Below are 23,407 nucleotides of genomic sequence, written 5' to 3'. Positions count from 1 at the left end.
AGCCTCGTTTGAATTTATAAATTGGTTAACCGTCGTTCCACAAAATGGGCAATGCGTTTAAGGGCTTCTTGGAGTTGCTCCATAGAATAAGCATAGGAACAGCGGATATGTCCTTCACCAGAAGGCCCAAAGGCAGTTCCGGGCACGACAGCGACTTTCTCTTCCTTTAATAGTTGTTCTGCGAACTCTTCTGATGACAGCCCCGTCTTAGAAATATCCGGGAAAACATAAAAGGCACCTAAGGGCTCAAAGCAGTCGAGTCCCATCTGACGAAAGCCGTGAACCATAAGGCGTCGCCGACGATCATAGGCGGTGACCATATCGTTCTTTGCTTCACTGGCAGATCGCAATGCCTCTATGGCTGCGAACTGACCCATGATGGGAGCACAGAGCATAGTGTATTGATGAATTTTAGTCATTCCTTGAATCAGGCCCGAATGACCTGCGACGTAACCAATTCTCCATCCTGTCATAGCGTAGGATTTTGAAAATCCATTAACAAATAAGGTGCGGTCGCGCATACCCGGTAAACTGGCAAATGAAACATGTTTTTGATCATAGGTCAGATCTGAATAAATATCATCAGCAAGAACGAGTAGATCATGCTCATTAGCGAAATCGGCAATGGGAAGCAGATCCTCCCGATTCATGATTGCCCCAGTCGGGTTATTCGGATAGGAGAGAACTAAGAGTTTGGCATTGGGAGTATACACTCGTGCTAAGTCTTCTACGCGCAAACGAAAGTCTTCTCTTGCATAGGTAGGAACATAGGTAACGCTTGCTCCTGCCAATATGGCGCAGGGGGCATAGGAAACGTAAGAGGGATCGGGGACTAGGGCAACATCTCCTGGCCCGAGGACTGCTCGCATAACGAGGTCTACGGCTTCGCTCGCTCCAGCGGTAATGAGAATTTCATGATGAGGGTCATAAGAGAGACTAAAGGTCTTGTTCAAATGGTGTGAAAGCTCTTCACGTAACTCGAGGAGACCAGCATTACTGGTATACATGGTCTGGCCTTCTTCTAAGGAGAAAATACCACTTTCCCTTACTGTCCAAGGGGTCACAAAGTCGGGCTCTCCTACTCCTAGGGAAATGACATCTTTCATGGTTGCTACAAGGTCAAAGAATTTGCGGATTCCTGAGGGGGGAAGAGTAGCAACATTGGGGGTGAGATAGTTGTTCATGGTGACACCACCAGTCGTTGTATGGTTTCTTCTTCGCCTAATAGTTCGATACCGTCCTGTTTATAGCGGCGCAGCACAAAGTGGGTCGCTGTACTCTGAACATGTTCAAGAGAGGCTAATTTCTCAGCAACAAAAAGAGCGACATCTTGCATAGTTTTGCCTTCGATAAGCAGGGATAAGTCATATCCGCCGGACATCAAAAAAAGTGCTTTGACTTCGGGATATTTCTGCAAACGTTTGGCAATTTTATCAAAGCCATAGCCCCGTTGGGGTAAGACTTTAACTTCAATCAGAGCTGATACCTTTTCATCACCAGTTCGATCCCAATTGATCATCGGCTGATAGCCGACGATCACTTTATCATTTTCCCAATCAATAATTCGTTTCGTAATATAGTCAGTCGACAATCCCGTTTGAATGGAAAGTTCTTCTGGAGTAAGCCGACAATCTTCAGCGATGAGCTTGAGAAGCCTACGATCCTCTTCATTGAGCATTTTGAATCCACCTCTTCAATAGTTTAGCATATCTTATCATGCTTTTATTTCTCATGAAAGTTAAAAAAGGGTATATTGTGTTCGGGAATTTAATTAAATAGAAGCACTTGTTGAATTTAGGAGGCCTCCAGCAAGAAGGATTTTGGCTTGTCGTTCGGTCAGATCGTGTCTGACTAAGATCGGGGCTGAGTCGTTCTCTAAGGTAATGGCGAAGGACTCAGGGGTTTGAATAGCTTGATGTAGGTTTGTAAGGTGCAAAATCATCCCCTGATTAATGCGGTTTAGGTCATTTTCATTGACAAAGGTCAATGGAAGTATGCCAAAATTGATCAGATTGGCACGGTGAATGCGGGCAAAACTTTGGGCTAATACGACACGAAGACCCAGGTACATAGGAGCAAGGGCAGCATGTTCCCGACTTGAACCTTGACCATAATTATGGCCGGCTATTATGACAGATTGTTTGTGGGCCTTGGCCTTAGCGGCAAACTGAGGATCTATTTTGTGAAAGGTGAATTCAGAGATGGCAGGGATGTTGGACCGGAGAGGGAGGATTTTAGATCCTGCTGGCATAATATCGTCGGTGGTTATATTGTTTCCAAGCTTCAAGATGACTGGCAACTCAAGTGAGTCATCCAATGCTGGAGCAAGGGGGAGCGGTTGGATATTAGGTCCGCGTACAATTGGGGTATCCGGATCACCTGGGGGAAGAATCATGCTGTCATCGATCCGAAACCGCTCTGGGAATTCGACATTCGATGATAATCCTAAGGTTCGAGGATCGGTTACAAAGCCGGTCAGAGCGCAGGCTGCAGCCACTTCAGGGCTTGCCAAAAAGACAGAAGCATCTTGCGTTCCGCTGCGGCCTAAGAAGTTTCGGTTAAAGGTTCGGACAGAGACTCCCTTAGAGACTGGGGATTGCCCCATGCCGATGCACGGACCACAAGTTGATTCCAGTAACCGAGCTCCACTATCAAGGAGATCAGTCAAGGCTCCATTACTAGAAAGCATGCCTAGAACTTGACGCGATCCAGGAGAAATGACTAGGCTGACACCTGGGTGAACATGTTTTCCTTTCAGGATTTGACTAACCCGCATCAGATCTTGATAAGATGAGTTAGTACAGCTGCCAATGGCAACCTGCTGAACAGGAGTTGATGAATGATCACTTACTGGAACGACATTATCTGGGCTATGGGGCTGAGCAACAAGTGGAACAAGAGAGGAAAGATCGATTTCTAATTCTTCGTCATAAGTGGCATCCTCATCAGCAAAAAGAGGAACATAGTCATCGGCTCTTCCTTGTGCTTCTAAAAAGCGCAGAGTTTGTTCGTCACTGGGAAAGATGGAAGAAGAGGCTCCTAATTCGGCACCCATATTGGTGATGGTCGAACGCTCCGGAACTGTGAGAGTTTTTACGCCCGGGCCGGCATACTCGATGATTTTACCTACGCCCCCTTTTACAGTGAGAGTACGGAGAACTTCTAAGATAATATCTTTTGCAGAAACCCATTCCGAAAGTTGTCCAGTCAGCCAGACGCGAAGAACTTTCGGGTTAGGGAGATAGAAAGCTCCGCCACCCATGGCCACAGCAACATCAAGTCCCCCAGCACCCATGGCGAGCATTCCCATTCCACCCGCTGTGGGGGTATGACTATCGGATCCAAGCAGAGTTTTCCCGGGCTTGGCGAAGCGTTCTAGATGAACTTGGTGACAAATGCCGTTTCCAGGTCGTGAAAAATAGGCACCAAATCGTGCAGCGGTACTTTGCAGAAATGCGTGATCATCGGCATTTTCAAACCCTGTTTGAAGGGTATTATGATCTATATAACTAACCGAGCATTCGGTTTGCACTCTCGAAAGATTCATGGCCTCAAACTGTAAATAAGCCATGGTTCCAGTGGCGTCTTGGGTTAAGGTTTGATCAATCCGAAGCGCGATTTCGTTTCCGTTGTCTAGGTCTCCGGAAACTAAGTGAGATGAGAGTATTTTTTGAGTTAAATTTTGTCCCATGATAATTCCTCCTTTGAACTTGGTATTAACTTTACCAAAAACACGAGGAAACATCTATGGTTTTCCTATATGTATACAAAATATCTCATTGCAAGGGCCCTCTTTTGCATAACCATGGTTTATATATTTTGGTTCACAAAAGTGCGTCTGGTAGGGATTCTATTAGTCGAATTAGGGGTAAGCTATTAAGAAGTAAAATCTCATAAAGGTGATGTTATGAAGCTAGCCGTTGGTTTCTTCCTTATTTGCGTTGGGTTAGGAATTGTTTGGTATGCATTTAGACGATATAAGGAAGTTTATAGTGCAGAAAAATCTTGGTTAAAACTTTTAATGTTTATCATTGACGTTTTAGGAGAAGGGCTGGGTGGTTTAGGACTCTTGCTTATACTTGTGGGTTTAATCTTAATAGTGATTCAAGTGGTTTAAACTCCTCAAAGTATGTGACAAGTTTCGATAATATTAGGTTGGGTTTGTCATAATTTCGGGTTATAATAGTCTGGATAGTCTTTTTAGAGTTCTTAAGATAACTGGGAGGAATTAATAATGCCTATGTACGAATTCGGATGTCCGAACTGCGGCGGTGTGACCACAGAATTGTGTAAAATGGGAGAAATAGGTGAGCAACTTATGTGCAGCAAATGCGGGCACACGGGGCTCACGAAACACATCTCTGGATTCGCAAGCCTAGGAATTTCCGGAGGAGCGGGGTCCGGAGGCTGCTCATCGGGATGTAGTGGAAATTGTACAGGGTGTCAATAAAGGGGGAACTTTATACTTGAACAAGCGACTAAATATTGTCCTGGTAGAGCCGGAAATTCCACCGAATACAGGGAACGTTGCCCGGCTTTGTGCTGCGACCGGAGCTACACTGCATTTGGTAAAACCTTTAGGTTTTAGTATTGATGACAAGCACCTTAAACGTGCCGGCTTAGATTACTGGCATCTTCTAGACATTGTTGTTTATGAAAATTTTGCTGAATTTGAGGAAAAAAATCCTGTGGGCCCCCGTTACTTAGCAACCACCAAAGGTGGACGATCATATACAGATATTTCGTATAAGTATGGAGGATACCTTCTATTTGGTAAGGAAACCAAAGGACTGGCTCCTGAAATCCTGGCACGTTATCCGGAAACGGCCTTACGGCTGCCCATGCTTGGGGATGCTCGTTCTTTGAATTTATCGAATTCCGTTGCTGTTGTGGTTTACGAAGTATTACGTCAATGGGGTTTTCCTGACCTTGTATAGTAAGGGGCAAGTAAGGTAATGCAAAGGCGGTTGAAGAACAATCATGATAAATGAGTATGGGTTGACCTTTCTTATGGCTTTAGTGATTGTTGTGGTCGCTACGCCTATTTCTATTAGACTGGCAAAACAATGGGGGGCGATTGCTTATCCGGGTGGAAGGCATATTCATAGTCGGCCGATTCCTCGACTTGGCGGCTTAGGATTGTATGCGGCTTTTTGGATAACTACTTTGGCGACACAAGCTTGGAGTGAGAACATTTGGGGCTTATTTATAGGAAGTTCCATTATTGTTACCGTTGGTATATGGGATGATATCCATGAAATCCGACCTTTGTATAAGCTTTATTGGCAAATTGCCGCTGCGTCGGTACTTATCTTTTTTGATTTTTCCATGAAGTTTATCTCCCTCCCTTTCATTGACGGACTTATTAATTTTGAGCACCTTGGTCTAAGTGCAATCGGAATTATTTTGATGCTCTTTTGGGTGGTCGCGTTAGTGAATACAGTGAATGTTTCGGATGGATTAGATGGTTTAGCAGCAGGAATTTGTTTTATTGTTGCTATTTTGCTGTTTTGGTCTGCCCATCGGATTAATGAAGTACCGGCAGCCCATCTTACATTGGCCTTAGCAGGGGCGCTTCTCGGGTTCCTGTTTTTCAATTTTCCTCCGGCTCGAGTTTTCATGGGAGACTCAGGAAGCATGTTTTTGGGGTATATCATTGGAGGAATATCCATTATGGGTCTCCTCAAAACTGCTACCATTTTAGGATTGGTTTTCCCACTCGTAGTGCTCGGAATGCCAGTCACCGACTTAACCTTTGCCATTATCCGCAGGAAGCTTCGCGGGCAGTCGATTGCAATGGCTGATCGAGGTCATCTGCACCATCGTTTATTAGATGCAGGGTTTACTCAAAGGCAAGCTGTGCTTTTGATGTACGGAATCAGTGCTTGCTTTGGCATGGCTGCGGTACTGGGAGCTAAGGGGTTATGGGTGAGTGCTTTAGTTGTTCTCTTTTTAGTTTTTGCGATACTGATTACAATTCTTATGCGTAGAACGGATAAGCTTGATGTATTCGGTCGACGACATTCCAAGTAAACGTCAGCGAAAGTTCCTTAATAAACGTCTCTAAGTTGTATACTTACACTTCTTTTTCTCGCCATGCATATGATGGTCGGAAAGGGGGTATAAGTATGCCATTAAATGTATTTGCCTTTTATAATGGATTAACGGAGCAGGCAAAGGGTTATCCTTATCTTAAGGAACATGGGTCGATTATTCAGCAATTAGCAATTTTTGAGGTGTCAATTCAGAGTAATGGATCAATCCTTGGGCGTCCAAGTCGTCGGCTTATTGACGAAGCTCATGCTATGGGAATTAAGGTCTTTTTGGTGGTCAGTAATCTGACGCGACAGGGCCAGTTTTCCACTGCTTTGATCGGACGTTTAGTCCGTGACCAAGACTTTGCGAATCTTGTTTGGCGGAACATACGAGATATCTTAGTTGATTATCGTTTTGATGGAATCAATCTTGATTTGGAAAAAGCGGCGCCCACCGATCGGGCTCGTTTTACTCAACTGATACAAACCTGGTCTGCGATGTTTAGACAGGCAAACTTTATTGTTTCCATCGATGTTCCTGCTAAAACTTGGGATGATCCTCAGAACGTTTGGAAGGGAGCCTTTGACTATAGTCCAATTGGCCAGGCCGTCGATGAGGTTATTCTAATGACGTACGAAGAGCATTGGTCGGAAAGTGAACCAGGATCAGTGGCTTCAATCCCCTGGATTACTCAGGTTTTGGACTATACCATAGGCATAATTCCGCGAGAGAAAATCTATATGGGTATCCCAATGTACGGGTATGACTGGCCGGAGGGGGGCACAGGAAGGGTTATTGGCTATCAACGAGCTACCGAGCTTGCGCGGCGATATGGTGCTCCATTACAATGGAATGCATGGCAACGTAGTACGTATTTTCGTTACGAGACAAGAGGAGTTCGTCATACAGTCTATTTCGAAGATCCTAGGAGCTTAAGGGAAAAACTTGCACTTGCAACCCAGAAGGGGATAAAAGGGGTTGCTCTTTGGGAAATGAACCTTAGTTATCCTAGTTTCTGGGAAGTGCTCCAATCCTACGTTCAGCGTTAAAAAATAGGAGGGTATCATAAAGTATGCGTATTCATTTCCATGGACATGCCTGCTTCGAAATTGAAGGAGAAGCAGGCAGGGTTCTTATTGATCCCTTTTTATCAGGTAACCCTAGCGCTACGGCTAAGCCTGAAGACTTTACACATCTTGACGCGATCCTAGTCACTCATGGACATAATGATCATTTGGGTGATGCAATAGAGTTGTCTAAGCAGACCGGTGCTCCGATTATTGGGGTTTTTGAGCTGGCTAATTATTGTCAGAGTATGGGAGCTAAGACCCATGCAATGCATATTGGAGGAAAGCATCTGTTTCCTTTTGGTTGGGTTAAACTTACTCAAGCTTTACATGGTTCGGGGATTGAAAGTCCTGACGGAGGGAACATGATTTATGGGGGGTTAGCCTGCGGATTTTTGCTTCAGATGGAAGGGAAATGGCTTTATCATGCTGGAGACACAGGCTTGTTTGGGGATATGGAACTCATCGGGCGTCGTTATCCCATCGAGGTTGCCATGCTGCCTATCGGTGATAATTTTGTTATGGGTTTTGAGGAAGCGGTTCATGCGTCTTTATTATTACGCCCTAAAGTTGTTATCCCGATGCATTATAATACGTTTCCCGTAATTGCCCAGGATGTTGGAGAGTTTTTACATCTTCTTCAGCGCAGAGTTCCAGAAAGCCGGGGACAGGCGCTTAATCCTGGTGAATTGTATGAGGTTTAAGGATAATCGTGAACATTCATCCCGCTTGATTTTTCAAGTGGGATATTTTTATGCGGAAATGGTCAAACTTAAAGCGAGAGGAGAGTTAATAAGCTTAAGGAGATGAATAGGATGACAACAAAATTATGCGCTCGACGATGCCTCTATGGAATTGAAGGACGATGCCGTTTGGAACATATTTTAGGTGAACGTGGACCAAATTGCCCGCATTATGAAGAGGATCTTAATCTCATGAGCAGGGGGAGGATCTAGAAATGAAGCAAAAAAGACCAAAAGTTAAACGAATTGATCCATTAGAGCCTCTGAAAATGGAAATCGCCGCTGAATTGGGTTTACTCGAACAGATCCACAGTAAAGGGTGGCATTCTTTGAGTGCTAAAGATGCAGGAAAAATCGGGGGGCTCATGACCCAGAGGCGACGAAAAGATAGTTAGAGACATGAAATAATAGTTGAATAGGAAATCATGTGATATAATTATAGTCCGATATAGTAATAGTGGGGGAGCGTATTTAGTTGACAAAGCATCAACAAATTTTAACCTTTATTGAAAATCTCGCCATTGGCAGCAAGGTTTCTGTCCGCTTTATTGCTAAAGAGTTGGACGTCAGTGAAGGGACAGCTTATCGGGCTATAAAAGAAGCAGAAGCTAAAGGATTTGTCCGTTCGATTCCTAAAGTAGGAACTATACGAATTGAAGGGGTTAAGGAGCGGCAAATTGAGGACTTGACATTGCGTGAAGTTTCACAGATTGCCGAAGGTGTCGTTATCTGCGGTTTTGCACATCTTGATCGCTCTCCTAATAAGTTTGTTATAGCTGCCATGGAATTACATTCTATGGCACGGTACTTAGAAGATGGAGCGCTGTGTATTGTAGGAAACCGTCGGGATGCCCAGATTTTTGCGTTAAATCATAACACCTCGCTATTAATTACGGGGGGATTGGAACCCGATGAAGAGGTTGTAGCTCTAGCTCAAAGAAAAGAGTTAGTGATTATCCAGTCTCCCTATGATACCTTTGCAGTAACTTCGATGATTAATAGAGCTCTCTATGATCGATTGATCCAGAAAGAACTCATTTTAGTTGAAGATATTATGGTTAAAGACGTGAGTTATTTAATGGTGGATGCAACGGTTGATGATTGGAGAAAACTTTCTCAGACCACGGACCACAGTCGGTTTCCGGTGGTTGATGAGGAAATGACGTTAGTTGGAATTGTTTCCGCAGTGGATGTCGCTGGGGCTGATCTTAAGACACCTATCAAAGATATTATGAACTCTAATCCCTATCTTGTCGGACGAGATGACCCTGTAACCCATATTTCCCGTATTATGGTCTGGGAAGGTTGGGAGATCGCAATAGTCGCAGATCAGGGGAAATTGATTGGTATTATCAGCTTGCAAGATGTAATTGAAGCTTATCAACAAGTACAGAAGCAGCCTCAGTTTGGTGAAACTGTCGATAATCTTGTCCTAAGCGGGTTCAAATTTGTCGATGATGCGGAGCACCTCACCATCGAAGGGGAAATTACCAATGCCATGAGCGATGACTATGGTTCTGCAAGTTGTGGGGTTATTGTGACGGTTATGAATATGGCAGGTTATATTGGACTGCGTAAGAAGTATCGACTGAATGCAATCACTGAAAACTTTACCCTATATCAACTTCAACCCATTGCCGTTGGAACTGAGATTAAGGTAACTGCTAAGTTATTATTAGTTGCTAAGAAACATTGCAATATTGAAGTTGAAGTGATGGCAAATAATGATCTGGTTGCTAAAGGGTTGATGACAGCTAGAATAGGGGATAAGAAGTTAGTTAATGAAACAGCACATTAAAGAGATTTAATAGCACAAAGCCCTCTCATCCATGTGGATCGAGGGGGCTTTATAGGAAGGAAGGTGAACTATTATTAGAGCAGAATTTAATCAAACTAAATGTGGCTTTGTTCACCTTCATAATCATACGGAGTTCAGTTTGCTTGATGGAGCAGCCCGGATTAAAAATTTAGTTCAGCGGGCGGTAGACTTACAAATGCCAGCCTTAGCTATTACGGATCATGGAGTTATGTATGGGGTTATCGACTTCTATAAGGCTTGCCATCAAGCTGGTATTAAACCAATTATCGGATGCGAAGTTTATGTAGCTCCTAATAAGAGGACAGATAGGATACCTGGAAAGGATGACTCCAATTATCATTTAGTCTTACTTGCTGAGAATGAAGTAGGTTATCGTAACTTAATTCGATTGGTTTCTATGGCTCATATAGAAGGCTTCTACTATAAGCCACGAGTAGATAAAGAAATTCTACGCAAGCATTCGGAGGGAATTATTGCCCTCAGCGCCTGTTTAGCAGGAGAAGTGGCGGATCATTTAGTCCAGGACCAATTAGAAATGGCTGTGCAAAGTGCCCGTGACTATGAAGATATCTTTGGTAAAGGAAATTTTTTCCTGGAGATCCAAGATCATGGTCTAGAAGAGCAGCGTAAAGTCAATATAGGAATGTGGAAAGTACATGAGCGAACGGGGATTCCCATGGTGGCTACGAATGATGTGCATTATGTAAAGCGTGAGGATGCCTTTGTTCAAGACGCTCTCCTTTGCATTCAAACGGGTAAAACCTTAGAGGATACAGCCAGGATGCGTTTTTCCAGTCAAGAGTTTTTTCTCAAATCGGAACAGGAAATGTCAATGCTCTTTGGGGAACACCCGGAAGTTTTGACGAACACGGCCCTAATCGCGGAACGCTGTCAGATGGATTTCCATTTTGGGGAGAACTATCTACCTGTGTTTGAGGTCCCACCTGGATATACTTTAAATGGCTATCTTGAAGCAGAATGCCGCAAGGCCTTTCCCCGTTTCTACCCTCAAATGACGGAGAGAGAACGTGAGCGTTTGGATTATGAATTACAAGTGATTTTCCAAACAGGTTTCGCTGGATATTTCTTGATCGTGGCTGATTTCTGCCGTTTTGCTAGGGAAAATGGTGTGGTCGTCGGACCGGGACGAGGATCGGCGGCTGCGAGTATGGTCGCCTATTTACTTGGGATTACGTCAGTTGAGCCCTTGCGGTTTGATTTACTCTTTGAACGCTTTTTAAATCCAGAACGTATCTCAATGCCGGATATTGATATAGATTTTGACCCGGAAGGCCGTGAACGCGTCATTCGCTATGTTATGGAAAAATACGGTGCTGATAAGGTGTGCCAAATCATCACCTTTGGAACTATGGGAGCTAAAGCGGCAATCAGAGACGGGGGACGAGTGTTGGCAATCCCCTTGTTTCGAGTCGATAAAGTAGCCAAAGCCATCCCTTCGGATTTGGGGATGACCTTGGAGAAAGCCTTAGAGGTATCCTCAGATTTGGCCCGTATGGTGGAAGAGGATGACGAAATTAAAAGGCTTTACACCTTAGCAAAATCCCTGGAAGGAATGACCCGACATGCATCTACTCATGCTGCAGGGGTTGTTATTGCCAAGGATCCCCTTATGAATTATTTACCACTACAGAGAACCTCAGAAGACTTTGTAATGACCCAATTTCCCATGAAAGCGGTGGAGGAAATTGGACTTTTAAAAATGGACTTTCTAGGTTTAAGAAATTTAACCATTCTACAAGAGGCTGTGAGTCGAATTGAAGAGACACATGGACTAAGGCTTAATTTACACACGTTAGCCTTAGATGATCCAAAGACCTACGCCCTCCTGGCATCAGGAAACAGCACAGGAATCTTTCAGCTGGAAAGCGGAGGGATGCGGGCGATTTTAAAGGACCTCAAGCCAACCTGCTTCGAGGATATTATCGCAGTCGTAGCCTTATATCGCCCCGGCCCAATGGAACAGATCCCAGAATTTATCCGACGGAAACGCGGGGGCAATATTACTTATCTTCACCCAAAGCTGGAACCAATTCTTAAATCGACCTACGGTATTATTGTTTATCAGGAACAAGTTATGCAAATTGCCCGGGACTTAGGGGGCTATTCTCTAGGGCGTGCGGATTTGCTCCGCCGGGCAATGGGTAAAAAGAAGAAAGAAATCATGGCAGAGGAACGTCAAAACTTTATCCATGGATTGCAAGATGCGGATGGGACATGGATTATCCCAGGTGCGCTTCGGATTGGCTTGACTCGTGAAGATGCGGAAGAAATCTTTGACTTGATGGCTAAATTTGCGGAATATGGCTTTAATAAAGGGCATGCTACAGCATATGCTGTGATTTCGTACCAGACCGCTTATTTGAAAGCAAACTATCCCTTGGAATTTATGGCAGCTCTTTTAAGCACCGTAATGGGTTCGTCAGATAAAATATCCTTTTATATTCAAGATGCTCGTATGAGTGGAATTGAAGTACTTCCTCCAAATGTTCAATACAGTCAAGCCGGATTTTCCATCGAGGAAAAAGCCATCCGTTTTGGCTTAGGAGCTATTCGTAATGTGGGAGTCAATGTTGTGGAGAAGATTTTGGAGGCTAGAAAAGAGGGACCTTTTAAATCTCTCGATGATTTCTGCCTGCGTGTTGACCAAAAGGTCTTAAATCGACGGGTTCTGGAAAGCTTAGTACGTGCGGGTGCCTTTTCTTCAATTTGTACAAGGGCACAAGCCTTGGCAATCATGGATCAGATCTTAGACTCGACCGGCCGTCGGCAAAAAGATAGACTCTCAGGTCAATTTTCCCTTTTCGATTTAGATGAAGAAATGGATGAAGGGACTAAGCTTCCCCAAGTACCCGATTTTAAAGAACGTGATATCCTAGACATGGAAAAGGAATACCTGGGTCTTTACTTAAGTGGACATCCTCTTTCTTCCGTCTTGCCCCAACTTAAAGACTTTACTTCTTCAGATATCTTAACTTGTCTTGAAGGGGAAGAAGAGAAGAAGGTTGCGCTTGGTGGACTAGTAACTGGGTTTCGTCAGAATGTGACGAAAAAGGGAGAAATGATGGCTAGCTTCGTTCTGGAAGACTTAACGGGAGGAATAGAGATTTTAGTCTTTCCTCGTGTCTATGCTCAAACTAGCACATTTGTGAATGACGATGTTGTGGTGGTTGTTGGTCGTTATAACATCCGAGATGATGAGAAAAAGATTTTTGCTGAAAAAATCACAAGATTAGAGAATTTAAAACCTTCTAATTCACACCATACGCCTGTTCCGATCTCAAAAAGCAACTCCACGCAAGCAGCAGCAAAGAGACTGTTTTTAAGGTTTTCTACAGAAGAATGTGACCTTATGCAAACAGTGTTGAGTATTTTACAACGTTTCCCTGGCAGACAACCAGTTTATTTTTATTTTGAGGATACTCAGAAAGTCCTTGAAGGTAAACAGAAGTTTTGGGTTAATGAGCGAGATGAACTTACGAATGCTTTGCGTGAAGTAATGGATCAACGGAATGTCGTTTGGCAACAAACTAAAAGTTTTGCTTAAAGACGTTTCTTTGCAGGATTCTCAGCTTTTAAGGCGAAACCCATGAAATATCCTTAGTGAGTTGTCCAGCAAGTTACCCCCCCACATGACAAAAGCAGGAGTTTTTAATAATGGAAAAAGGTGATAAAGTGCGTATAGCGATATACCCTGGAACATTTGATCCAGTAACCAAAGGACATCTTGATATATTAGAACGAGCAAAAGAGTTATTTGACGGTTTGATTATTGCAGTTGCTGCGGATAGTAATAAGACCCCATTATTTACCCTGGGGGAGAGAATGGAACTTCTTGTGGAAGCAACTAAAGACATGTCAAATGTCAATGTTCGTGTTTTTGAAGGGTTGACAGTGGAGTTTGCACGCCAATGTGGAGCAATCGCCATCATTCGAGGACTTCGGGCCTTGTCAGATTTTGAATATGAGTTTCAACTGGCTTTAATGAACAAAAAGATCGCTCCGGATATTGAAACAACCTTTCTGATGACCCAGAGCGAATACTCTTTTATAAGCTCAAGTGCCATCAAATGGGCTGCCAGTTTGCATGCTGGGGTTTCAGATTTCGTACCTCCACATGTAGAAAGGGCGCTAATAGAAAAATATGCTCGTCTTCGTTCAGACTCTAATGAGGGGGATTAGGCCCATTTCTTGCAGAATTAGAAGGGCTGTGATATCATAAATCGATTTAATAAGGGGGATTTTACAAATGTGGACGGTCATTTATATTGCTCCCAATAAGTTAATTGCAGAAAAGTATAAGAAAATCCTCACTGATGAAGGAATGCTTGTTCAGCTTCGCCCGATCGGTTCGGCGCATCTCGGTGAGCATGCTTCAGTCGAAATCCTTGTACCGGAATCTGAAGCCGAAGAAGCACATGAAATTATAACTGGCGCGATGGGGAGCTAACTATGTTTAAGGATATATTCAGGAAGACAAAGTATGTAACGATTAAATCTGGTCAGAACCTGGACCGTAGACCATCTGAGGTCGTACCTCAAGAAGAACCTGGGATTGTAACTAAGAAAGAACTTCCTGATGGTCTTTGGGTTAAATGTCCAAAGTGTGGGGAAGTTCTCTTCAATAAAAATCTCGAGGAGAATTCGAGAGTTTGTACAACTTGTGAGCATCATTTTAGAATTTCAGCTACTCTACGACTGAAATTATTAGTAGACGAAGATTCCTTTGAAGAGTGGGATGCCGATTTAAAAACTCAAGATTCCTTAGATTTTCCTGGCTATGATGAAAAAATTTCTGAGGCCCAGGAAAAGTCCGGTATGGCAGAAGGGGTACTGACGGGTCGTGCTAAAATAGAGGGCGTTCCTTTTGTAATTGCCATTAATGAAGCAGGCTTTATGATGGGAAGCATGGGCTCAGTAGTGGGAGAAAAAATTACCCGAGCTATTGAGCGGGCGATTAAATTGAGGTTGCCGGTAGTTATATTTTCAACTTCCGGAGGTGCTAGGATGCAAGAAGGCATTCTTTCCCTTTATCAAATGGCAAAAACGAGTGCGGCTTTAGGAAAATTAGCAGAGAACCATTTATTATATATTTCTGTAGTTACTGATCCCACCTTCGGTGGTGTAACTGCCAGCTATGCTTCACTGGGAGATATTATGATTTCTGAACCTAATGCTTTAATCGGGTTTACGGGACCACGTGTCATCAAGCAGACGATGAGACAAGAGCTTCCAGCCGGAGCTCAAACGGCTGAATTCAACCAAGAACACGGTTCAATTGATCTGATCGTGGCGCGTAATCAAATGCGGCCCGTTTTAGCACGTTTACTGCGGTACCATCAGGAAGGGGCTCGGTATGGCACAACTGTTTGAATTTGAAAAACCAATCGCAGAATTAGAACTTAAAATAGCGGAAATTCAGAAGTTTTCGGCGGACAAGGGAATTGACCTTTCTCAAGAAGTGTCAACCCTTGAAAAGAAAGCGGCTCTTTTGAAAAAGGAAATCTATGGCAACCTTGAACCCTGGCAGAAAGTCCAAATCGCCAGACATTCAGAGCGGCCAAATTTCTATGATTATGCGCCCCTGTTGTTTGAGGATTTCATAGAACTTAAAGGGGACAGACTCTTTGCCGATGACCGTTCCATTGCCGGTGGAATCGCACTTTTTCATGGGATGCCTGTAACCGTCATAGCCCAAGTAAAAGGTAAAGATACGAAAGAAAACATTAAGCGTAATTTTGGCATGCCACATCCGGAAGGGTATCGTAAAGCGGTACGTCTAATGGATCAAGCAGAAAAGTTCGGGCGTCCGATTCTGACGTTCATCGATACACCTGGAGCGGCTTGTGATTTGGGAGCTGAAGAGCGAGGACAGGGTGAAGCTATTGCTCGTTGTCTGCTTGCAACGTCGGGTTATCACGTGCCAGTGATCAGTACAGTTATCGGAGAAGGTGGAAGCGGTGGTGCCCTTGCTCTTGGGGTGGGCAATGTACTTCTAATGCTTGAGAATTCCTTTTACTCAGTAATTGCTCCAGAAAGTTGCGCTTCTATTCTCTGGAAGGATACGACTAAAGCGAAAGAAGCCGCAGCCGCTTTAAAATTTACGGCACAGGATCTATTAAGACTCGGAGTTGCAGATGAGTTGGTACGTGAGCCACAAGGCGGGGCACATAATAACCTTCATCAAACCGCGGAGGAACTCTCCCAGGTGATTTCCAAGTATCTTGTAAGACTGCGTTTAGAAAGTCCAGAGGCGCTCCGCGATCAGCGATACCAGAAGCTGAGGGCTATTGGAGTTTTTCAAGAAACTGCAGATATTAACAATATTCTTGATTCAGATGTCTCAACTGAATCTTAGCCGCTCCTGCCATTCATGGCACCGCGGCCCTAAGCCATCCGTGGCTGTCGGAATATGTTATCCAGGGCCCTAGTGCCACTTATTCCATCGCTTAACGGAAGCGGGGGTATTAAGTGGCAATTAGATATCGGATTAATTTAGCAAAAGGGCTTGACTAAGTCTTTAGATTAGTGTTATTATATCTAAGTCGCCGTTATTCATCAGGCGGAACTAAATATGGGCGAGTGGCGGAATGGCAGACGCGTCGGTCTCAAAATCCGATATATGTGAGTATGTGGGGGTTCAAGTCCCCCCTCGCCCACCACAGTAAATATAAGGCCTTCGGGCCTTTTTTGTTTTTTATTTTTGAAGAATTGAGTTTTGTTTTAGACAGATTTTGGACAGATGCGTAAAAAACATGATTATCTAATTCATGCTTTTTGGTTAAAATCTATTTAAAATCATGTAATCCAACATTCAATAATAATGGTATAGACCTTTTGTGTTTTAAAGACTTGGTGCTAGCAATTTGCCTGTTAATTAAGCCCTAGAAGAGGGGGCTTTTTTGTTTTCTAGACAGTTTTCCCCTTGTTTCGCAAGAAAGTTATGAGATGATACATATTAGTTAATTTAAAAAATAATACAAGCTTATCTAAAATCAGATGTTTTGCCAGCATGAACCAACAAAAAGTATTTGTTAAAGCTCTAATCGTTTTCTTGATAAGGAGTTAAAATAAATGATTGATATATTATCACGTAGGTTACTTGTGAGAGATGATGGCTCTGGCAAGTGCAGAGAAAAACTGGATGGTACGCTAGCGGAATTTGAAAGTGAGGATGCTATAATTCTTCTAGGTGATCCAGGAATGGGAAAAACAACTATTTTTAGAGAATCTGCTAAGGAGCATTACACAACAGTCAGAAAATTTCTGATCGCCCCTAAAGTAACTTTTGGCAGCGCCCTGTTTCTAGATGCCCTAGATGAATATAGAACTGTTGCAAGTGGGCATGATGTTATAGCCGAAGTTGCAAAAGCACTGTGCTCTCTGAAGAAACCAAAATTTCGGTTGTCGTGCAGAGCTGCAGATTGGTTCGGAACCCAAGATCAAGAAGTTCTCAGAGTGGCAAGTGCTTCGGGCCGTATCGTGGTTCTCGAACTCTGTCCGCTCACTCGTAGTGAAATTCTGTCTGCTGTGCAGGGAAAAGTTCCAGATCCAGTTGTATTTCTGCATGAAGTGGAATCAAAGGGACTCGAAAACTTACTTGGTAACCCTCAAACGCTTGAGCTTTTGGCATGTGCTTGGAGTGGCGATAAGAAACCACGTAATAAGTTCGAGGCCTTTGAAATAGGCATTTCGAAACTTATTAAAGAGATTAATGTTCAGCACGTTCCGCGTGGCGTAAACAGATTTGATCATAGTGATTTGTTAAAAGCTGCGGGCACAGCCGCCTCTATTATACTTCTTTCCAATTCAGTTGGTATTTCACGCTCGGAACCGGCAGATGGGAGTGGATATGTTAGTCATACAGTTGTTCCGCAAGAACTAAGACAAAGCCTTGATATCGCTTTGAAGAGGCGAATTTTTATTTCTACAGAGGTAGATCGCTTTGAATTCCCCCACAGAACAATTGCGGAATTCTTGGCGGCTAAGGATATATCTAACCGTATCCAAAATGGTCTTCCGATTAACCGAGTTATGGCATTAATATGTATTGATGGACGACCAGTTTCTTCCCTTCGAGGCCTTTTTGCATGGTTAATGTGCATGCTTGGGCATCTTTCTACAGGTTACGTTAAACTCGACCCTTATGGAGTTGCTACATACGGTGATGCCAGTGTGTTAGCCCCAGACGCCCAGCGACAGATTTGGGAAAGCCTTAGGGATCTTCACGACCCATGGTTTCTTACTAGTGAGGATAATCCTGGCTTGTTCACTGAACTTGCCAATTTAAATACTGCAGAAATAATTAAAAAGCTAATTCAAGACACTACTACAAGTGTTCATCTTAAAATTGCCATACTTGAAGCAATTGCTAACAGCAAAGATGATATAGGTATTACAGAGCTTATAAAGGACATAGTTTTAGATAAAGACAACAACACTTGGCTTAGATCAACGGCGTTAAAAGCTTTTTGTAAATCAGTAAATTACGATAGGGCTTCTTTGGAGACTCTCGATTTTGAACTTGCCAACTCATTAGATGATCTAGACGCACCCGAGGTTCGAGTGGAACTACTCTCTATTAACCCAAAATTGGGAGATTGGACTAAACGATTAATCTCGACTGTGGAGCAGGTTGCTTCAGCGAAAAAGGAACGGCTTATTTTTGGTCGTTTCTATCGACTCGTTACCCTGCCATCTGATACAGATTTGGATGTGGTTCTTGACAGTGCTTCAAAAGTGTTGATGCATAAAAGTCCAAACCGTTTTGAGCTTAGATCAATTTTTGACGGGTGGTTAAAGCGACGTCTCGAGAGTCCTACTCTGATTATGCCGTCACAGCTAGCCAAATGGCTTCGAAATATATGCTTAGGAAGAAGTCGCGGTTCTGAGAAGGCCCTGGCTCTTATGAAGGCAAGATTTGAACAGAAACCGTCGCTCTTTGAAGAGGTTTTTTATCTTCTTTCTAATACTAATACAAACAAAGAACGGTCATTCTGGTTGTTTGTCGTACATGATCTTTGGCAAATGCTCCCCGAGACGGTGTGGCCAGTACCCCACTCCGAATTCTTCTTGACGCTTGCAGAAAAGGAAACAGATCCACAACGTGCAGCTGACCTCTTTCGTATGTATATGAATAGGTTTCCTAGTGAAGGAGCATCTGTCGCATTTGTAGAATCGGGTATTAATTTTTTAGCACGGCGAAAAGACATCGCTAAGATAATCGGAAATTGGAAAAGCTGTAAAATAGAAGAGCATCAAAAAGCTGAGTGGCGTAGGAGTTTGAAAGAGAGTCGTAAACAATCTATTAACCGCGCCCAAAATGTTGCTTCCTTAACACCGCTTCTTATGACTATCAGAGAAGGAAGTGAGGAACATGCACTTGCATGGGCGGCTAGGGTCTATCAGGGTTTTCATACTCAAGTTGAGAATGTTTCGAATCCACTTGAACGTTTAGTTAATGTTACCAATGAAGAGATCGCAAATGCTCTTGTTGAGGGGCTAATAAGGTATGTGGAAAATCCAAGTATCCCAAAAAAGGAAGTAGTCATTGAAAGTTATTTCAGTAATAGTATTCCTTGGACTCATAACTTAATGTGCGTGTCAGTGTATCTATTACTCAATGCGGGAAAGCGTGTCCCAAAAGAAGCACTTCCGCATTGTATTGCAGCGGTTGTAACAGCCTATCAAATTGGTGATAGCGTACCAGGATACAATGAAACACTTTCAAAATGGATTATTCAGGAAGTACATGAGAATTCATTCGTTGTAAGATCTGTATTAACTGAAATGTGGGCTTATAGTGCAAGATTCAAGAAAGGGATTTTACCGAATTTTTATGAGCTTAGTAAAGAGCCCAACTCTCAGAGATTTTTGGTATCCTTATCTATTAATGTTCTAAATACTGGGATCAATGAGGATAATTATACGGTTTGTAAGCTTGTGTCTGTTCTCTTGTTGCAAGATCAAGAGATTGTTCTAGAAATTGGCCAGAAAGAACTTGAAAGAAATGAATTGACATCCGAAGTGAAGGCCATCTGGCTCACCGCTCTTTTTGTGGTTGACCCGAGCAAGTATATTAATCAATGGAAAATATTTATGTCTGGTTCAGATACAAATTTATGGGAAGCGATTAAAGTTATTGGATATGACCGACTTGAAAATAAGAGGGTACCTAGTCTCACATCATCACAACGTGCTGAAGTCATATTACTAGTGGGACAGCGATTTCCTAATGTTGCGCAACCAAATAGTTCAACAGGTAGTCAAAACCCATGGGACGCTTCGCAATTTGTGGCCACACAGATTAAGCTATTAGCTATGGATAGCTCGCTAGATACAGATAACCAGCTTGAAATACTAGAAAATGATGATAAATTAACTAGTTATCGTGACTTGATCAGGCATCAAAGGGCACAGCACCAAAAACAGAGGCGCGAATCTAAATTTATCTTTGCATCACCTGATGATGTCGCAAAAGCTATTGCAAATTGCGCTCCTGCTACCCCAATGGACCTCTTAGCATTTATTGAAGATCATCTAAATGTTCTCTCAGATGAATTAGCACGAACACAAAAAGAGAGATATCGTGCCTACTGGAATGAGAGTGGACGAGATCTCATAAAGCCAAAACGCGAAGAAGTTTGCTCAGGATTATTAGCAGATGATTTGCAGAAAAGGGTGCAAACACAAGGACTAATCGTGACAGTCGAACACCACATGATTTCCGATAAAAGATGTGACTTAGTTGTTTTACAGGGGTCTGAACGACTCTTACCGATAGAGGTCAAGCACCACTATAATAATGAGCTTTGGACGGCATGGAATAACCAGCTTGATTATCTATATACACGGGATGCAAAGGCAGAAGGGCTTGGTATATATCTTGTTATTTGGTCAGGTGAGGTCAAGGGCCGAATGATGCCGAAGATTCCGAATGACTTTAAACGGCCAGCTAGTGCTTTAGAGGTAAAGATGTTTCTTGAAACACTTATTCCAGAAAAAGATAGGTATAGGCTTCGGGTAGTTGTCATTGACATTTCTGGGATTTGACACACATAATTAAAATTGTTGAAAGTAAGCTCGATGATAAGGGAACAACAATGAACATATGACGATAGTCATTCTGAAATAATGCGTTCTTCTAAAAATAAATTACTTATCTATGTAATACAGTTGTTTAAGGAGTTGAAACTTTGGTATTAGAATACTTAAAATGAAATTGGATTAGTTTGTTCGCATTAGTTATTTCAATTGTGGGTATACCAATAGCTGCTAAATTGTCATATGATACTGCAGTAAAAACATTTTATTTTCAGACGGTTGAATCAAAGGTTTCAAAAGCAATAACTTGCAGAGAAGATTTAATTGAGGATTGTATAATTTTGAAAAGATTATTTAAAACTGTTTCTGATAAAGACCTTATCGATTTAACTCAAAACAAAGAGTCTGATATTGAGTACAATGAAAATAATGCGGATATCTATAAAGAAATCTATAACTATGGAATTGTTGATAAGATCTATGCAGACATAAGAAATTCGATGAACTTGGTCTTGATAAATTAATTAGACAAAAAAATATTGAAGCCCATGAGTATTATATTGTGTTCAGATTAAATATGGACAATAATACACTGGATAAAAAGATGAAGACTTTTTCATGTCTTAAGCTTTTTATCACAAAAGATACCGTTACTATTTTAAATAACATTTCAGAAAAAGAAATTCGAGACTTCATTATCCAAGAAGAAGGATATCCCATTTAAAGATTGTATGATAATAAGAATTATTGAGTCAGCTGAAGTTGTTATGATGTTATCCAAAGTATTCTTTTACTTACTAAATGAAAGGCCCCAGCATAACTGCAGGAGCCTTTTTTTATTTGGAAAATACCCGAAAAATTAGATACAAATTCTTAAAGAGAAAAAATGAGGCTAAAGCGGTGTGACTGGCTTGGGGTGAGGGCTTTGAACCCTTACTCACTGTTTTTTAGAGACTGAATTAATTCTTTTATGCGGTTGTATAAGTGGAGGAGATCTCTTAAAAGTTGTTTTGTTTGAGGTAGCATTACTTTCACGCCTTTTGTCAAAGAATCTGTAGCAAAGTTTATTACTGAAGTAGAGAAAGGGAATTTTTCACAGCCCTCTAAGATAACATTTGAAGAGTTTGTGAAAAAATGGCTTAAGAACTATGCTGAAGTAGAATTGGCCCCTAAAACGCTATCTAGATATAAAGACCTTTTGTACGCAAGAATATTACCGGCCTTTGGTGACAAGAGGCTTGAAAAGATTAAGCCAATGGACATATTGGAATTCTATCAATCGCTTAGAAAAGATCATAAATATGTTAGATTATTTAAAGACGGAAGAAGGAAAGAGGGGAAGTCCGGAAAATTATCAGAGCAAACAATCAGGCATCACCACAGGTTAATATCAGCAATCTTTCAAAAAGCAATAAAGTGGAATGTCTTCACAGGGGAAAATCCTGCTCTACATGTGGACGCTCCTAAAGTTGAAAAGAAGAAGGCTGCTTGTTATGATCTCGACCAAATAAAGATGCTGCTTAAGGTTCTCAAAAAGGAAGAATTTAAAAATCAGGCTGCAGTAATGATTGCTTTAACTTGTGGCATGCGCCTGGGTGAAGTGGCCGGCCTGGAATGGCAGGATATAAATTTTGAAGATGGTATAATTGAAATAAGACAATCAGCGCAATATTTATCCGATAGAGGAGTATTTACTAAGACAACAAAGAATGAATCCAGTAAGCGAAAAATAAGCGCAAATAAGGCGCTTCTAGACCTATTAAAAGCATATCAGAAGGATCAACAAAGCAAGGGCTTCTTATGTACAGACAATACCCGTTTATTTGTTTCGTGGAAAGGCGAACCGATTGTACCCAATGAAATATCAAGGTGGTTTACCGGATTTATTAGGGAGAATAAGCTACCGAAACTTACCTTCCATGGGCTAAGGCATACCAGCGCAACATTCTTAATAAGTCAAGGTATGGATATCCAAACTATTGCTGGCCGGCTTGGACATAGTACAAGCGTAACAACTCAAAATATCTACAGTCATTTTCTAAAGAGTAAGGATCAGGAGGCTGCCGATCTCCTGGATAAAGCATTTACGCTAGATAAACCTAAAACGGAGAAAGCGAAAAGAGATGCAAAATGAAGCGTCTCTTTTTTATAGGGGTATAGAAATTGGCCTAGTAATACGGGGTAGGGGTAAAAATCTTGGGCAGATTCTTGGACAGATTTTTATAAAAAAGCAAAAAACCAAAATCAAATAGATCCAAGTGAAATATAAAGAAATTCAGTAATATCAAGGCCTGAGCAACTAGACATAATTAGATGAAAAAGCTACCTGCGCTCTCAAAATCCGATATATGTGAGTATGTGGGGGTTCAAGTCCCCCCTCGCCCACCACAGTAAATATAAGGCCTTCGGGCCTTTTTTGATGTATCAGAAACTATAACTTTAGGGTCCTCTTTCACTCATATCATCCTGAGCGCAGCGAAGGATCTAGATCCTTCAGTCTTACCTCCTTCAGGATGACTTAGCCCTTGAGTTCTCTTTCGTAACAAAGACATGTATAGTAAAAACGTAGCATTTTACTTATTTATGGAACTAATCTTTAAAACTTTAATTTAAATGGTTTAATGATTATATGTAATGCAATTAGATAAAAACAGAACGGGCTTTGACTTTGCCGTTCTGTT

20 protein-coding genes and 1 tRNA gene are annotated in these 23,407 nt (G+C 42.2%); 18 read left to right on the top strand and 3 right to left on the bottom strand.

The features are described 5' to 3' along the window. Positions 1-14: 14 nt before the first annotated feature. The 3 genes from HGJ98_RS21815 to HGJ98_RS21805 form a co-directional block, all read right to left on the bottom strand. Positions 15-1,184, bottom strand: coding sequence for an aminotransferase class I/II-fold pyridoxal phosphate-dependent enzyme (locus tag HGJ98_RS21815; RefSeq protein ID WP_291353965.1), 1,170 nt, complete (start codon positions 1,182-1,184; stop codon positions 15-17). Further along, positions 1,181-1,678 carry an Lrp/AsnC family transcriptional regulator gene (locus tag HGJ98_RS21810; protein WP_291353963.1) on the bottom strand — a complete coding sequence of 166 codons (498 nt, stop codon included), beginning with the start codon at positions 1,676-1,678 and terminating at the stop codon, positions 1,181-1,183. Before HGJ98_RS21810 ends, HGJ98_RS21815 begins: the two co-directional genes overlap by 4 nt. A gap of 93 nt (positions 1,679-1,771) precedes the next feature. Further along, positions 1,772-3,691, bottom strand: coding sequence for an aconitate hydratase (locus tag HGJ98_RS21805; RefSeq protein WP_291353961.1), 1,920 nt, complete (start codon positions 3,689-3,691; stop codon positions 1,772-1,774). A gap of 216 nt (positions 3,692-3,907) precedes the next feature. Between HGJ98_RS21805 and HGJ98_RS21800 the strand changes: the two genes are divergently transcribed. The 18 genes from HGJ98_RS21800 to HGJ98_RS21715 all read left to right on the top strand — a co-directional run bounded on the left by HGJ98_RS21800 (position 3,908) and on the right by HGJ98_RS21715 (position 22,860). Further along, positions 3,908-4,117, top strand: coding sequence for a hypothetical protein (locus tag HGJ98_RS21800; protein WP_291353959.1), 210 nt, complete (start codon positions 3,908-3,910; stop codon positions 4,115-4,117). A gap of 117 nt (positions 4,118-4,234) precedes the next feature. Next, positions 4,235-4,450, top strand: a complete 216-nt coding sequence (locus tag HGJ98_RS21795) for a zinc ribbon domain-containing protein (RefSeq protein ID WP_291353957.1) — start codon at positions 4,235-4,237, stop codon at positions 4,448-4,450. 16 nt (positions 4,451-4,466) lie between these two features. Continuing rightward, complete coding sequence (locus tag HGJ98_RS21790) at positions 4,467-4,937, top strand: tRNA (cytidine(34)-2'-O)-methyltransferase (protein ID WP_291353955.1); 471 nt, start codon at positions 4,467-4,469, stop codon at positions 4,935-4,937. A gap of 43 nt (positions 4,938-4,980) precedes the next feature. Continuing rightward, complete coding sequence (locus HGJ98_RS21785; protein WP_291353953.1) at positions 4,981-6,033, top strand: glycosyltransferase family 4 protein; 1,053 nt, start codon at positions 4,981-4,983, stop codon at positions 6,031-6,033. 95 nt (positions 6,034-6,128) lie between these two features. Continuing rightward, positions 6,129-7,085: a glycosyl hydrolase family 18 protein gene (locus HGJ98_RS21780; RefSeq protein ID WP_291353951.1), complete on the top strand. Its 957-nt coding sequence runs from the start codon at positions 6,129-6,131 to the stop codon at positions 7,083-7,085. 23 nt (positions 7,086-7,108) lie between these two features. Further along, a complete protein-coding gene (locus tag HGJ98_RS21775) occupies positions 7,109-7,807 on the top strand; it encodes a metal-dependent hydrolase (protein WP_291353949.1) in 699 nt (232 codons plus the stop codon). 111 nt (positions 7,808-7,918) lie between these two features. After that, complete coding sequence (locus HGJ98_RS21770) at positions 7,919-8,059, top strand: cleavage protein (protein WP_291353947.1); 141 nt, start codon at positions 7,919-7,921, stop codon at positions 8,057-8,059. 2 nt (positions 8,060-8,061) lie between these two features. Next, on the top strand, positions 8,062-8,241 hold the full coding sequence (locus HGJ98_RS21765) for a small, acid-soluble spore protein, alpha/beta type (protein WP_291353945.1): 180 nt from the start codon (positions 8,062-8,064) through the stop codon (positions 8,239-8,241). A gap of 80 nt (positions 8,242-8,321) precedes the next feature. Beyond that, positions 8,322-9,644 (top strand): DRTGG domain-containing protein, encoded by a 1,323-nt coding sequence (locus tag HGJ98_RS21760; protein ID WP_291353943.1) that lies wholly within the window; start codon positions 8,322-8,324, stop codon positions 9,642-9,644. Positions 9,645-9,717: 73 nt separating this feature from the next. Continuing rightward, positions 9,718-13,230 carry a DNA polymerase III subunit alpha gene (locus HGJ98_RS21755; RefSeq protein ID WP_291354024.1) on the top strand — a complete coding sequence of 1,171 codons (3,513 nt, stop codon included), beginning with the start codon at positions 9,718-9,720 and terminating at the stop codon, positions 13,228-13,230. A gap of 128 nt (positions 13,231-13,358) precedes the next feature. Continuing rightward, positions 13,359-13,865: a pantetheine-phosphate adenylyltransferase gene (gene coaD, locus HGJ98_RS21750; RefSeq protein WP_291354022.1), complete on the top strand. Its 507-nt coding sequence runs from the start codon at positions 13,359-13,361 to the stop codon at positions 13,863-13,865. 67 nt (positions 13,866-13,932) lie between these two features. Continuing rightward, positions 13,933-14,133, top strand: a complete 201-nt coding sequence (locus HGJ98_RS21745) for a hypothetical protein (RefSeq protein WP_007784763.1) — start codon at positions 13,933-13,935, stop codon at positions 14,131-14,133. 2 nt (positions 14,134-14,135) lie between these two features. Beyond that, on the top strand, positions 14,136-15,056 hold the full coding sequence (gene accD, locus HGJ98_RS21740; RefSeq protein ID WP_291353941.1) for an acetyl-CoA carboxylase, carboxyltransferase subunit beta: 921 nt from the start codon (positions 14,136-14,138) through the stop codon (positions 15,054-15,056). Continuing rightward, positions 15,040-16,041, top strand: coding sequence for an acetyl-CoA carboxylase carboxyltransferase subunit alpha (locus HGJ98_RS21735; protein ID WP_291353939.1), 1,002 nt, complete (start codon positions 15,040-15,042; stop codon positions 16,039-16,041). The genes accD and HGJ98_RS21735 overlap by 17 nt, the downstream gene beginning before the upstream one ends. Positions 16,042-16,259: 218 nt before the next feature. Then, positions 16,260-16,345 (top strand) — tRNA-Leu (locus tag HGJ98_RS21730). A 412-nt stretch (positions 16,346-16,757) separates the two neighbouring features. After that, positions 16,758-20,735: a hypothetical protein gene (locus HGJ98_RS21725; protein WP_291353937.1), complete on the top strand. Its 3,978-nt coding sequence runs from the start codon at positions 16,758-16,760 to the stop codon at positions 20,733-20,735. A gap of 203 nt (positions 20,736-20,938) precedes the next feature. After that, positions 20,939-21,250 (top strand): hypothetical protein, encoded by a 312-nt coding sequence (locus HGJ98_RS21720; protein ID WP_291353935.1) that lies wholly within the window; start codon positions 20,939-20,941, stop codon positions 21,248-21,250. Positions 21,251-21,750: 500 nt separating this feature from the next. Next, a complete protein-coding gene (locus HGJ98_RS21715; RefSeq protein WP_367142763.1) occupies positions 21,751-22,860 on the top strand; it encodes a tyrosine-type recombinase/integrase in 1,110 nt (369 codons plus the stop codon). The last annotated feature ends 547 nt before the right edge of the window (positions 22,861-23,407 follow it).

The organism is Desulfosporosinus sp. (assembly GCF_014237355.1).
Classification (GTDB): domain Bacteria; phylum Bacillota; class Desulfitobacteriia; order Desulfitobacteriales; family Desulfitobacteriaceae; genus Desulfosporosinus.
Note: the sequence above shows the minus strand (reverse complement) of the source record. Positions and strands in the feature narration are given on the sequence as shown.